The sequence below is a fragment of the Pseudomonas sp. S30 genome (assembly GCF_016518545.1).
Lineage (GTDB): Bacteria > Pseudomonadota > Gammaproteobacteria > Pseudomonadales > Pseudomonadaceae > Aquipseudomonas.
Window position 1 is genome coordinate 186,019 of sequence record NZ_JACVTO010000001.1, and the last position, 13,225, is coordinate 199,243.

14 protein-coding genes are annotated in these 13,225 nt (G+C 65.6%); 13 read left to right on the plus strand and 1 reads right to left on the minus strand.

Annotation, left to right across the window (positions count from 1 at the left end):
- Window positions 1-64 precede the first annotated feature (64 nt).
- Window positions 65-1,222, plus strand: coding sequence for a DUF1624 domain-containing protein (locus IAE34_RS00855; protein WP_200136971.1), 1,158 nt, complete (start codon window positions 65-67; stop codon window positions 1,220-1,222).
- A gap of 58 nt (window positions 1,223-1,280) precedes the next feature.
- Window positions 1,281-1,436 (plus strand): hypothetical protein, encoded by a 156-nt coding sequence (locus tag IAE34_RS00860; RefSeq protein ID WP_200136972.1) that lies wholly within the window; start codon window positions 1,281-1,283, stop codon window positions 1,434-1,436.
- Window positions 1,437-1,455: 19 nt separating this feature from the next.
- Here IAE34_RS00860 and IAE34_RS00865 read toward each other — a convergent pair whose 3' ends face one another.
- Window positions 1,456-1,794, minus strand: coding sequence for a hypothetical protein (locus IAE34_RS00865; protein ID WP_200136973.1), 339 nt, complete (start codon window positions 1,792-1,794; stop codon window positions 1,456-1,458).
- A 172-nt stretch (window positions 1,795-1,966) separates the two neighbouring features.
- Between IAE34_RS00865 and IAE34_RS00870 the strand changes: the two genes are divergently transcribed.
- The 11 genes from IAE34_RS00870 to IAE34_RS00920 all read left to right on the plus strand — a co-directional run bounded on the left by IAE34_RS00870 (window position 1,967) and on the right by IAE34_RS00920 (window position 13,209).
- Window positions 1,967-2,446, plus strand: a complete 480-nt coding sequence (locus IAE34_RS00870) for a hypothetical protein (protein WP_200136974.1) — start codon at window positions 1,967-1,969, stop codon at window positions 2,444-2,446.
- Window positions 2,447-2,546: 100 nt separating this feature from the next.
- A complete protein-coding gene (locus tag IAE34_RS00875; RefSeq protein ID WP_200136975.1) occupies window positions 2,547-4,121 on the plus strand; it encodes a sensor domain-containing diguanylate cyclase in 1,575 nt (524 codons plus the stop codon).
- A gap of 75 nt (window positions 4,122-4,196) precedes the next feature.
- The gene (gene uvsE, locus IAE34_RS00880) at window positions 4,197-5,270 is read left to right on the plus strand and encodes a UV DNA damage repair endonuclease UvsE (protein ID WP_200136976.1); all 1,074 of its coding nucleotides are present in this window, start codon (window positions 4,197-4,199) and stop codon (window positions 5,268-5,270) included.
- Window positions 5,271-5,304: 34 nt separating this feature from the next.
- Complete coding sequence (locus tag IAE34_RS00885) at window positions 5,305-5,805, plus strand: hypothetical protein (RefSeq protein WP_200136977.1); 501 nt, start codon at window positions 5,305-5,307, stop codon at window positions 5,803-5,805.
- 131 nt (window positions 5,806-5,936) lie between these two features.
- A complete protein-coding gene (locus tag IAE34_RS00890; RefSeq protein ID WP_200136978.1) occupies window positions 5,937-6,656 on the plus strand; it encodes a TorF family putative porin in 720 nt (239 codons plus the stop codon).
- 221 nt (window positions 6,657-6,877) lie between these two features.
- Window positions 6,878-7,345, plus strand: a complete 468-nt coding sequence (locus IAE34_RS00895) for a (2Fe-2S)-binding protein (RefSeq protein WP_200136979.1) — start codon at window positions 6,878-6,880, stop codon at window positions 7,343-7,345.
- Window positions 7,345-9,606: a xanthine dehydrogenase family protein molybdopterin-binding subunit gene (locus IAE34_RS00900; protein ID WP_200136980.1), complete on the plus strand. Its 2,262-nt coding sequence runs from the start codon at window positions 7,345-7,347 to the stop codon at window positions 9,604-9,606. Before IAE34_RS00895 ends, IAE34_RS00900 begins: the two co-directional genes overlap by 1 nt.
- A 14-nt stretch (window positions 9,607-9,620) precedes the next feature.
- On the plus strand, window positions 9,621-10,961 hold the full coding sequence (locus IAE34_RS00905) for a c-type cytochrome (protein ID WP_200136981.1): 1,341 nt from the start codon (window positions 9,621-9,623) through the stop codon (window positions 10,959-10,961).
- Between the two features lie 73 nt (window positions 10,962-11,034).
- Entirely contained in the window at window positions 11,035-12,057 is a 1,023-nt protein-coding gene (locus tag IAE34_RS00910) for an XdhC family protein (RefSeq protein WP_200136982.1), read from the plus strand.
- On the plus strand, window positions 12,054-12,638 hold the full coding sequence (locus IAE34_RS00915) for a nucleotidyltransferase family protein (protein ID WP_200136983.1): 585 nt from the start codon (window positions 12,054-12,056) through the stop codon (window positions 12,636-12,638). Before IAE34_RS00910 ends, IAE34_RS00915 begins: the two co-directional genes overlap by 4 nt.
- Window positions 12,639-12,708: 70 nt before the next feature.
- Entirely contained in the window at window positions 12,709-13,209 is a 501-nt protein-coding gene (locus IAE34_RS00920; protein ID WP_200136984.1) for a GNAT family N-acetyltransferase, read from the plus strand.
- Window positions 13,210-13,225 lie beyond the last annotated feature (16 nt).

Consider the following 13,225-nt stretch of genomic DNA (forward strand, 5'->3'; position numbering starts at 1 on the left):
GCGCGACGTGTGACACCCTGCAAAAGAAATAAGATAACATCTCCATTTTTTGCCGATGCCTGCCATGTCGACCGTTTCCTCCGCTCCCCCTGTCCGCCTGCATAGCATCGACGCGCTGCGCGGGCTGGTCATGCTGTTCATGCTGCTGGACCACGTCCGCGAAACCTTTCTGCTGCACCGCCAGGTCGGCGATCCGATGGACGTCGGCGCCACCGAACCTGCGCTGTTCGTCAGCCGCACCCTGGCGCACTTGTGCGCGCCGGTGTTCGTGCTGCTCACCGGGCTCAGTGCCTGGCTGTATGGCGAGAAACACCAGGGCCCGGGCGCGGTCTCGGCGTTTCTGTTCAAGCGTGGCGTGTTCCTGATCGTGCTGGAGCTGACCTTGGTCAACCTGGCGTGGAGCCTTCAGTTGCCGCCGAGCGTGGTCTACCTGCAGGTGATCTGGGCCATCGGCCTGAGCATGCTCGCCCTGTCGCTGCTGATCTGGCTGCCGCGCCCGCTCCTGTTGGCGGTGGCCCTGGCGATCATCGCCGGACACAATGCGCTCGATGGCCTGCATGTGGCGATCGACTCGCCCTGGCATCCGCTCTGGGCGATCCTGCATGAGCGCAGTTGGCTGCCGGTGTCGGCAGACCTGCGGGTGCGGGTGACCTATCCGCTGCTGCCATGGATCGGCGTGATCGCGCTTGGTTACGGGCTGGGGCCGTGGTTCGCGCGTGGCAGTCAGGCACCGGTGCGCGCCAGGCGGCTGCTGCTGGCCGGTGCTGGGGCGCTGCTGGGGTTCGCCGTGCTGCGCGCGGTCAATGGCTACGGCGAAGCGGCCTGGGCTGTGCATGGCGATGTCAGCCGAACCTTGATGAGTCTGTTCAACATCACCAAGTACCCGCCTTCGCTGGCGTTCCTGCTGCTGACGCTGGGCGTCGGGCTGCTTCTGCTGCGTCGTTTCGAAGGCGCCGGGCAGGCGCGCTGGATCGGCCAACTGGCCGTGCTGGGTAGCGCGCCGATGTTCTTCTACCTACTGCACCTGTATGTATTGAAGGCGCTCTACCTGGTTTGCGTGGCGATCTTCGGACGCAATCACGGCGAGTACTTCGGGTTCGACGGCGTCGCACCCGTATGGCTGCTCACGGCCTTGCTGACCGTTACGCTGTACGCACCGGTAAGGCGCTTCGCCAGCTTCAAGCGCAGCCGGCGGGACATTGCCTGGCTCAAATATCTCTGAGCCAGGCAAGGTTACCTGGGGTTACCATCACGCTCGTCGAGCAACCGAGGTCAGTTGGATGAACAGGATGATTCAATTCGTGGTGGTGGTGGTGTTGTGCACCTCCATTGGTGTGCTGTGCGAGCGCTTCGGCGTCAATCAATACCTGAAGTGGCTGCTGATGGCGCTGCCGGCGATCGTGTGGGTTCGGCTGCGCAATCCAATGAAAGGCTGAGTGCAGCGGGCCGCCCGTTTCAGTAACGGCTGCGGTCGTAGCCAGAACCCTCTGTGGCCCGCAGGAATGCATCGTAATAGCCGGCCAGGTTGCTACCCTTTTCATACAGGATGGTGGCGAAATCGGCTGGTAGGATCGAGTCCTGCTCCCACAGGCGATTCATCTGCCCGGACTGCAGGTAGGGCCAGGTATCCTCATTGACGCAGTCGCTGCCCAGGTGCGATCGGCCGAAGTACAGGGCCGAGATCAGCGCAACCTGGTCATTGGGCGCCAGCTCCGACAGGAATGCCTGGGCGGCCTCGACGGATTGAAAAGGCAGATGCATGACGATGGCGGCGATCAGTTTATCGATGTGCATGGAAGGTTCCTCGAGAAGGTCGGACTGCATTAACGGCCAGCGCCACAGCGAGGTCAAAAACGCCGTGTTGAGCCTGTCACAGGCCTTCGAGGCTAGGTTCCGAAGACCCTTCCCACACTGGCACAGCGGCCTTCCTGCGGTACACTCTCTGCACCTTGACCGAGCCCAGCCCATGCCCCGCGTACTCACCCTGCTACTGCCCCTGCTCTTGCTTACCGCACTGGCCGGCTGCGACCAGAAGCCCACCCGCGAAGAGCGTATCCTGGCCAACCTGCCGTTGCAGGAGGCCTACGACCACAACATCGACCGCATGGCGCAACTGCTGGCGATGACTCACCCGCAGATACCACAGGCCACCATCCGCCAGGTACTGAGCAAGCACCTGACCGTCGAGGACCAACGTAACGACCTGTTCAAGCTGTACAGCGAGCAGCATTTCAGCGACGCGGAATTCGACACCATCGTCGCGGCCACCCAGAATCCGGCCAAGGCCAGGGCACTGGAGCAGAGCGAGGAAGGTCGACGGCTGAGCGAGAAGCTCACCGGGCTGATGCGAGCCACTGCCCAGGACAAGCAGGTCCAAGCGCTGGCAGCGCAGCGCATGCAGCAGGTGGAGGACGAACTGTCGACGCTGGCGCCGCCGAAAAGCTGAGCGCAGCGAGCGCGATTTCGCAGGTGGCGCGCTGCGCCCATAGCTGTCGACGCGCATTCCGAGTAAGGTTATTCAGACCACCTTGCCAGTGAGCTTCGGAGTGCCATACGCCAAGCCAGGCCTGCGCATGGATCTGCGCACGCTGATTCTCCTGCTGTCCACGCTCACCGCCGTAGTGATGTTGCTGAGCAGCTACTTCGCCAGCTACCGGGTGCAGCGTCAGTTGCTGATCGATCACGCACTTGAGTCCAACCGGGTCTACGCCGCCAAGCTCGCCTCGATCACCGAGCTGTTTCTGCAGAACGCCCTCAAGCAACTGGCCTACAGCGCCCACGGTCTGCCGGGCACCCTGGGTAACAGCGCGGCACTCACGCAGGAAACCGAGCGGGTACTGGCGCAGGGCAACGCCTTCAACTCCACCTTCGTGGTCGACAGCCAGGGGGTGTTGCGCGGGATCTCCCCAGCGCCCCTGCGCGGCCTCGTCGGCCAACGACTGAGCAGCCCTGGGGCGCTGGAGGCGCTGGGGGAGCGTCGCCCGATGGTGTCCGCGCCATTCATCTCGGCGGCAGGCAACCTGGTCGTGGTAGCCTCGCAGCCGATCTTCGCCGAAGACGGCCGCTACCTCGGCTACATCGGCGGCAGCCTGTACCTGCGCCAGCACAACGTGCTGGAAAAGCTGCTGGGCGAGCACTTCTACCAGGACGGCTCCTACCTCTACGTGGTCGATGCCCATCGGCGCATGCTCTACCACCCCGATCCCAAGCGCATCGGCATGCTGATCGAGACCAACGACCTGATCAACCAGCTGCACAGTCGCGGCAATGGTGTGCAGCAGGTGGTCAACAGCTTCGGCGTGGAGATGCTCGCCGGCTTCGCCACGGTGCCCATCGCCGGCTGGGGCATCGTCGCCCAGCAACCCCTGGCCAAGACCCTGGCCCCGACTCAGCGCCTGATCCTGGATGTAGTGGAACTCTCGGTGCCGCTGGCGCTGCTCGCCGGCATCGCCATCTGGTGGCTGGCATTGACCATCGCCCGTCCATTGTGGGAATTGGCCGCTGGTGCGCGGGCCCTGGACCTGCCAGACACCCAGGAGCGTATCCACAAGGTTCGGGCCTGGTACTTCGAAGCCGCCGAACTCAAGCGTGCGCTGCTGCTGGGCCTGAAGTTGCTGCACGAACGCATCGGTCGACTGCACCAGGATGCCCAGACCGATCCCCTGACCGGCCTGGGCAACCGTCGTCGGCTGGACTTCAGCCTGTCGCTGCTGCAAGCCGACGACCGTGCCTTCTGCGCCATCGTGCTGGACATCGACCACTTCAAGCGCGTCAACGACCAGCATGGCCATGAGGTCGGCGACCAGGTACTGCGCGCGCTCGCCGGGCTGATGCGCACCTGCTGCCGCGAAGGCGATGTGCTGTGTCGTACCGGTGGCGAGGAGTTCCTGATGCTGCTGCCAGGTGCCAGCCTGGAGGTCGCGATCGCCGTGGCCGAGCGACTGCGGCGGGTGGTGCAGGAAACGCCCATCGAGCCGGTGGGTGCGGTGACCGTATCGCTGGGGGTGGCACGCTGGAGCGGCGGCGAGCAGGACCCGCTGATGGTCCTGGGCGACGCCGATCGCGCGTTGTACCTGGCCAAGCAGAATGGACGCAACCAGGTGCAGGTCAGCGAGGCCTGAGGGCAAGATCATTGGATCGACCGGACCCACCTCGCTGTCCTAGCCAGGGAATCCCATGCTTTCCAGGATATCCCCATGCCGCGTCTCGGTTTCGCCTGCCAATACCGCCACCCCCACCGCGATCAGTCGATCAAGGCGCTGGAAGCCATCGAGCGTACTTTCAACCCGCGCACCACCACCCTGCGCTGGCTGTCAGGCGCCAGCCAGGACGCTGCGCGGGCCAAACTGCTAGAGCTGGTGGAGCACAATCTCGATGCGCAGCTGCGCATGCTGGCCCATGTCGCCGAGCTGCCATCGCCGTTGCACATGTTGCGCCTGTCCAGCGACCTGCTGCCGCTGTACAGCCATCCCCAGGTGGCGGGGCTCTACCAGGATGCCGACATGCAGCAGTTGATGCTCAAGCGCTTCGCCGCGATCGGTGACTTCGCCCGGACGCAGGATATACGCCTGTCGTTTCACCCTGGCCAGTTCTGCGTGCTCGGCTCGGACCGCCCCGAGGTGGTCGAGAACAGCCTGGCGGAGTTCGAGTACCACGCTGACATGATCCGCATGATGGGCTATGGCCAGCGCTTTCAGGACTTCAAGTGCAACATTCACATCGCCGGCCGGCTGGGCGGCGAAGGGGTACGCGCCGTGTGGCCGCGACTGTCCAGCGAGGCGCGCAACGTCATCACCTTCGAGAACGACGAAAAAACCTACGGAGTCGACGACTGCCTGGCGCTGGCCGACCTCGCCCCGGTGGTGCTGGACATTCACCATTGCTGGATCCACGAGAACGACTACATCGACCCCCAGTCGCCCCGCGTGGCGCGAATCATCGACAGCTGGCGCGGCGTGCGGCCGACCATGCACTACTCCCAGCCGCCGGAGCGCTTGCAGGACCTGGGCTTCCAGGCCAATGAAAAGCTCACCATCGCTGCGCTGCTGGAGAAAATGCCCAAGCGCGACCTCTACCAGCATAGCGAAATGATGTGGAACGACTGGACCAACCGCTATGCGCTGCAGTTTCTCGACCGCTTCGACATGATGTTCGAAGCCAAGCACAAGAACCTGGCCACCCAGGCGTTCTTCGAGCGTTATTTGCAAGCGCCCCAAACACCGCGACCTCTGGTCGATTCGAGTGCACGTCCGGACGCGGGCGCAGCCTGATCATAGGCATCCTTCAAGGAATTGGAGATCCATCATGATCGGCAAACGCATTCACGCAGGTCTCTTCGTCCTGTGCCTGGCAGCAGGCGCACCCATGGCCATGGCCGCCTCTGGCATGAACGACTCCGGTGCCCCAGGGCAGGCCACCCCCGGCAGCACAACCACCGGCGGCAACGGCACCCAGGGTACCGGTGGCGACGGCACTGGCATGGGTAGTGGCTCGGGCACCATGGGTAATGGTTCCGGGACCACGGGCAACGGCTCCGGCACCATGGGCAGTGATTCAGGGAACATGGGTAATGGCTCAGGTACCACGGGCAGTGGTTCCGGCACCATGGGCAATGGCTCCGGCACCACGGGCAACGGTTCCGGCACCATGGGCAACGGTTCCGGCAGTATGGGTAACGGTTCCGGCAGTATGGGTAACGGTTCCGGAATGGGTGGCGCTGGAGGTGGCATGGGCGGAGGAACGGGCGGCTCAGGAGGCTCGGGTGGCGCTTCCGGTGGTTCGGGCGGCGCAGGTGGTGGCAGCTGACCGACCACCCATCGGATCGACGACCCGCGCGTCGGTCCGATAACCGTGTGACGAAACAGCACGAGGTTTTCTCGAAAGCGCTGCGGTTGTATGCTTGAAGGCTCTGACACGGCCTTCCCAGGACAGTGCGCATGACCCGTCCCCTTCTGTTGCTGAGTGCAGCGCTGCTCACGAGCACTTCACTCTGCGCTCAGCAGATCCAGCGGCAACTCGGCGATTTCGACCTCAAGCTTGGCACCACACCCTCACGCAGCATGGCCCAAGGTCTGATCTCGCCGAGCGCAGTGGGCACCTTCCACGGCGGCCTGGACGTGACTCATGCCAGCGGCTGGTATGCCGGTCAGTATGCACCGAGCATGGGCCTGACTTCGGCGTCCGCCTTCAAGCTCGACAGCTACCTGGGTTACAAGCAGCGCTTCACTGACAGCCTGGGCTACGAAGCCGGCCTGATCCACTATACCTATCCCACTCTCGCACGACCTGACACCCACGCGCTGTACGGTGGCCTTTCACTGCTGGGCAGCCGGTTCGGCGGCGCGCTGAACGACGACGTGAGCAACCGTACCGGCACCCTGTTCGCCGACTTCGGGCGCGTGCCTCTGCTCGACGCCAGCGTCCGCGTGAAGGTCGCCCACCATCGCCTGGGCACGCCCTACACCATCGGTGATGGCAGCCAGGTCGACAGTTTCAACGACTGGTCGCTGCAGCTTTCTCGGCCATGGAAAGGCATCGACCTGGACCTGATCTACAGCAACTCCGACCTCAGCGGGGGCGGCTGCGGCGCCTACTCGGGGATGAACACCTACTGCGATGGCATGGTCACCCTCAAGGCCCAGCGCAGCTTCTTCTGACCGCTGTATTGACCGGTCGATGATGCAATTCACCTGAATCCTTGCCTGATCCTCTGAAGCTGCCCAGCTTCGGATAGGCATCCTGCGTTCCCGGGTCTAGAGTCATCCATTCAGGAAACCGTCTCGCTCCCTGCAGCCGGGCGTCCTGCCAGCTGCGCGCCTCGCTGCGCCGCGCTGCCCATAACGACGACACAAGAACCGATGATCAGCGGGTGAACGCCATGCAACTCAGCATCAATCAGCACGCCTATGACGTGGACACGGACGACGATACCCCCCTGCTGTGGGTCCTGCGGGACGACCTCGGTCTGACCGGCACCAAGTACGGCTGTGGCCTGGCGCAGTGCGGCGCCTGCTCGGTGCTGGTGGACGGCCAGGTGGTTCGCGCCTGCGTGACGCCGGTCGCCGGTGTGGTCGGCCGTGAGGTCACCACCATCGAAGCGATCGAAGCCGATCCGGTGGGCCGGCGTGTGGTCGCCACCTGGGTCGAGCAGCAGGTGGCCCAGTGCGGCTACTGCCAGTCGGGCCAGGTGATGGCCGCCACGGCGCTGCTCAAGCATACGCCGACGCCCAGCGACGAGCAGATCGGCGCGGCGATGGTCAATCTGTGTCGCTGTGGCACCTATAACGCCATCCACGCCGCCGTGCATGCCCTCGCTGCGCAACCTGCCGGCAAGGAGCACGCCTGATGAACGGCCTGTTCGAACGTCCCGCGCTGCTGTCTGAACTGCTGCCTGAGCTGCCGGCCGACCGCCCGCTGAACCTCTCGCGCCGGCGCTTTCTCGCGGGCAGCGCCGTTGGCGCGCTGGTCCTGGGCTTCGGCCTGCCACTGGGCTCGGCGCGGGTCATGGCCGCGGATGTCAAAGCCGCCGAGCGTGGCACCCAGGTACCGGCCTTCCTCGAGCTGCGCCCCGATGGCAGCGTGCGCCTGCTCTGCCCCTTCATGGAGGGTGGGCAAGGCACTCACACCGCCATGGCGCAGATCGTTGGCGAAGAATTGGACGTGGATCCAGCGCGCTTCGTGGTGGAAAGTGCGCCACCGGGCGAGGCCTATGTGGTCATGGAGAACGGCCTGCGCATCACCGGCGGCAGCATGTCGGTGCGCATGAGCTACCCGACCATGCGTCGCCTCGGGGCCCTGGCCCGCGCCATGCTTCTGGAAGCTGGCGCGCGCCAGCTCGGGGTGCCGGTGCAGACCCTGACCACCGAGCCTGGCAAGGTGCTGCATGCGGCTTCCGGGCGCTCCATAGCCTACGGCGAACTGGCGGCCCGGGCCATGGACCTACCGGTACCAGACCCCGCCAGCGTCACCTTGCGCGACCCCGGCCAGTTCCGCTGGATCGGCAAACCGGTGCAGCGCCTGGATGCCTACGACAAATCCACTGGCAAGGCCCGATACTGCATCGACCTGCGCGTGGACGACATGCTCCACGCCGCTGTGCAACACGCCCCGCGGCTGGGCATGAGCGTCGCCAGCCTGCGCAACGAAGCCCAAGTGAAGGCCATGAAGGGCGTACACTCGGTGCATGTGCTGCCCGGTGCGGTGGCCGTGGTGGCCGAGCGCTGGTGGCATGCCAAACGTGGCGCCGAGGCCGTACAGGTAGACTGGCAGGAAGCGAAGGCCGATTCGACGCTGCGGGCCATGCCCGCCGACTTCTCCAGCGATGCCTGGCGCGATCACCTAGCCGCGCAGACCGGACCGGTCCGCGACGACGAGCAGCAAGGCGATGTGGTCAAGGCACTCGAAGGCGCCAAGACCCAGGTCGAGGCGACTTACCACAACCAGTACCTCAACCACGCCCAGCTCGAACCGCCCTCGGCACTGGCCCGCTTCAATGCCGACGGCACGCTGGAGGTATGGCTGCCGAACCAGGCGCCGGACATGTTCCTGGACGACATCGCCAGACGCACCGGTCTGGCCAAGGACCGTATCACCCTGCACTCGCCGCTGCTGGGCGGCTTTTTCGGTCGGCACTTTCTGTACGAGTCTGCCAATCCCTACCCGCAGGCCATCGCTCTGGCCAAGGCCGTCGGGCGACCGGTGAAGTTGATCTGGACCCGCGAGGAAGAGTTCCTGCGCGACGTGCTGCGTCCCGTGGCGGTGGTGAAGTTCCGCGCCGGCCTGGACGCCCAGGGCCTGCCGGTGGCCATCGAAGCGGTGAGCGCCACCGAAGGACCTACCGAAGCCCTCGCCGGCAAGCAGGGTGAGAAGATCGACCCCACGGCCCTCGAAGGACTCTCCGGTAAAGCCTACGCCATCGCCCACAAGCGCATCGCGCAGATCTACGTGAAAGGCCCGGCCATGCTCGGCTACTGGCGCTCGGTGGGTAATTCGCTGAATGACTTCTTCTATGAGTCGTTCCTCGACGAACTGGCCGACAAGGGCGGCCAGGATCCGTTCGAACTGCGCCTGCACCTGCTGCGCGACAACCCGCGCCTGACCACCTTGCTCAAGGCGGTCGGCGACTTGTCCGGTGGCTGGAAACCCGGTCCGTTCACCGCCGAGGATGGGTCACGAAGGGCACGCGGAGTGGCCATGGCCTCGCCGTTCGGCTCCGAAGCGGCGGTCATCGCCGAAGTGTCCGTGGAAAATGGCCAGGTCAAGGTGCACGACATCTGGCAGGCGATTGATCCGGGCAGCGTAGTCAATCCGGCGATCGTCGAGCATCAGGTCAACGGGGCGGTGGCCCTCGGGCTGTCGCAGACGCTGGTGGAGGAAGCGGTGTACGTCGATGGCATGCCGCGCGCGCGCAATTATGACCTGTACCCGATCCTGCCGCCTTCGCGCATGGCCCGGGTGCATGTGCGCATCGTCGAAAGCGGCGCGAAGATGGGCGGTATCGGCGAACCACCGCTGCCCGCGGTGGCCCCGGCGGTGGCCAACGCCGTGGCACGACTGACCGGCCAGCGCGTGCGCAGCCTGCCTCTGAGCCGTCATACCTTCGCCTGACACGGAACGCTGACATGAACAAACGATTGTCCACCACCTTGGGTTGGCTGGTGCTGCCGTGCTTGCTGGCCGCAGGCTTCGTCGCCTGGTACGTCAACCGCGAGATCGCCTCGCCCTTCGAGCGTGAAACCGCGCAAGTCGATCCTGCACTGGTCAGCCGCGGCGAATACGTCGCGCGCCTGGGCGACTGCGTCGCCTGCCACAGCCTGCCCGGGCAGGCGCCGTTCGCCGGCGGCCTGGAAATGGCCACGCCACTGGGCGCGATCCATGCCACCAACATCACCCCGGATCGCGATACCGGCATCGGTGCCTACAGCCTGGCCGATTTCGACCGCGCGCTGCGCCATGGCGTAGCACCGGGCGGACGCCGGCTGTACCCGGCCATGCCCTACCCGTCCTACGCCAAGCTCAGCGATGACGATGTGCGTGCTCTGTACGCCTTCTTCATGCAAGGCGTGCAGCCGGCCAGCCAGGCCAACATCCCCAGCGGCATTCCCTGGCCCCTGAACATGCGCTGGCCGATCGCCCTGTGGAATGGGCTGTTCGCCGCAGACGCGCCCTATGCCGTGAAGCCCACCCAGGACGCGCTGTGGAACCGCGGCGCCTACCTCGTCCAGGGTCCGGGCCATTGCGGCAGTTGCCACACGCCTCGGGGCCTGGCGTTCAACGAGAAAGCCCTTGATGAGTCGGGCAAGGCATTTTTGGCCGGCGCCCTGCTCGACGGCTGGTACGCACCGAGCCTGCGCCAGGATCCCAACACGGGCCTTGGCCGGTGGAGCGAAACCGAGATGGTGCAGTTCCTCAAGACCGGTCGCAACCGGCACGCGGTGGTCTATGGCTCGATGACCGAAGCGTTCAACAACTCCACCCAGTTCATGCAGGACCAGGACCTGGCTGCCATCGCCCGCTACCTCAAGTCGCTACCCGGCGATCCGCAACGCGATGGTCCACCGTGGACGTATCAGGCCGTGTCGGCGGCCAACGCGCTGGACCCGCCAGGGGCGCATACCTACGTCACACGATGCGCGTCCTGCCATGGCCTTCAGGGCGAGGGACAGGCTCAATGGATACCGCCACTGGCGGGTGCCAGCTCGATGCTGGCCAAGGAAAACGCCTCGGCGATCAACATCACCCTCAACGGCTCCCAGCGCATCGTCGCAGCGGGTGTACCGGATGCCTATCGCATGCCCGCACTGCGCCAGCAACTGAGCGACGACGAGATCGCCCAGGTGCTCAGCTACGTGCGCACAACCTGGGGGAACGATGGCGGTGCGGTGAGTGCCAAAGAGGTAGCCAAGCTGCGCGAGCGCACCGATCCGGCCAGCAGCAGCCCGATCGTCCTGCACATGCGCTGAACCCACCCAGGCGGCGGACTGCCCCGCCGCCACCGTGGCGTTGGACAACCTTTGAACGTGCCGAGGAACCTCGATGGAAAGTATCGACCTGCTGGTCCTGCGCAGCGCCCGTGACTGGCTGCAGGCCGGGCATCGGGTGCTGCTGGCGACCGTTGCCCACACCTGGGGGTCATCGCCCCGTCCGGTCGGCTCGATGATGGCCCTGCGTGCCGACGGCCGGGTGGTCGGCAGCGTCTCAGGGGGCTGCATCGAGGACGACCTGATCCACCGCTACACCAGCGCCTACGGCGGCCCTGGCCTGCCGGACAGCCCACCGCAACAGGTGCGCTATGGCGTGTCGGCCGACGAAGCGCACCGCTTCGGTCTGCCCTGTGGCGGCACGTTGGCGCTGGTCCTCGAGTTCTCGCCGTGCGTTGAGGCCTTGAGGCAACTGCTCGCCCAGCTCGACGACGGCCATCTTGTGCGCCGCCAGGTCGACCTGCACAGCGGTGCCGCGACGCTGCTGCCCACGACACAGGCCGAGCAGTTCCACTGCGACGAACAGGCGATGACCAACACCCTGGGCCCGGGCTATCGCCTGCTGCTGATCGGTGCTGGCGCGCTGGCCGAGTACCTGGCGACCATGGCCCTGTTCAACGGTTTCCGCGTGGCGGTGTGCGATCCCCGTCCCGAGTACATCGCCGGCTGGAGCGTGACGGGCGTGGAGTGCCTGGTGGGGATGCCCGATGATGTGGTGCGCGATTTCGCCGCCGACCTGCGCACCTGCATCGTCGCCGTCAGCCACGACCCCAAGCTCGACGACCTGGCCCTGCTCGAAGCGCTGCAAGGGCCAGCCTTCTACATCGGCGCCATTGGTTCACGACGCAACAGCCAGCAGCGCCGGGCACGGTTGATCGAGCATTTCGGCCAGAGCCAGGCCAGCCTGGCTCGCCTGCGCGGGCCGATCGGCATCTACATCGGCAGCAAGACGCCCGCGGAAATCGCCGTGAGCGTGATGGCCGAGATCCTCGCCGCCAAGAACAACGTGGACCTGCCTGGCGCGGTCAGCGTGACCAAGGCCAAGCAAGCCTTGGACCTGGCCCAGCCAGCCGCATGACCCACCCGACCGACGACACCCGCTGCGTAGCCCTGGTACTGGGCGCGGGCCAAGGCAGGCGCTTTGGCAGCGACAAGCGCCAGGCCCGGTTGAGCGATGGCAGATCGGTGCTCCAGGCCACTCTGGATGGCGTGCAGGCGCATTTTGCGAGCCTGTGCGTGGTGCTGCGTCCCGACGACGATGTGCAAGTCCTGGGCATCGCATCACAGCTACGCGTGGTGCGGGCCACCCGGGCTGCACAGGGCATGGGGGCGAGCCTGGCGGCCGGCATTCGTGCGCTGGTGCCGACCGACGCTCGAGCCGTCGCGGTGCTGCTTGGCGACATGCCGTGGATCGCACCCGCCACGCTGTCCAGGCTCACCTGCCTGGCCCACGAAGACGCCATCGTGGTGCCTTGCCACCAAGGGCAACGGGGCCATCCGGTGATCTTCGGCCGTCGTTTCTGGCCGGCCCTTGCCCAGCTCGAGGGCGATCAGGGTGGCCGCGCGGTGATCGACGCCCATCCACAGGCGTGCCTGATGATCGAAGTGCCAGACGACGGCATTCTGCGGGACATCGACACCCCTGCCGACCTGCGCTGAAGCCACCCCTTTGCGCTGCCCTCGCCCACAGGTACGCTAGCGCTCCCGTCCCCGCTCCGGAACCTTGCCCGTGACCGCCACCCAGACCATCTACTACCTGGAAATGACGTCCATCGACCAATTGCGGGCAAAGCCTGCGCGCGAAGACCTCACCGTGGTCGAGTGCGAGATCGTGCAGCCCCAGTTGAACCGGTTCCTCTATCAACTGGTGGGCAAGGACTGGGCCTGGACCGATCTGGACCACTGGACCGACGCCCAGTGGCAGGCCGAGGTCAGCCAGGACTTCCACCGCACCTGGGTGGCCTACCTGCGCGGCGCCATCGTCGGCTACTACGAGTTGCAGCGCCCGGACGGGGAAAACGTCGAGATCCGCTACTTCGGCCTGGCACCGCAATTCCTCGACCAGGGCCTGGGCGGCCCATTGCTCAGCCAGGCACTGCGTGACGCCTGGAACTGGCCGGGCACGCGGCGCGTCTGGCTACATACCTGCAGCCTGGACCACCCCGCTGCGCTCGCCAACTATCAGGCGCGCGGAATGCAGCTGTACAAGCAAGAGGTCGAGCCGCTGTAGCGCAGCAAGTGCCAAG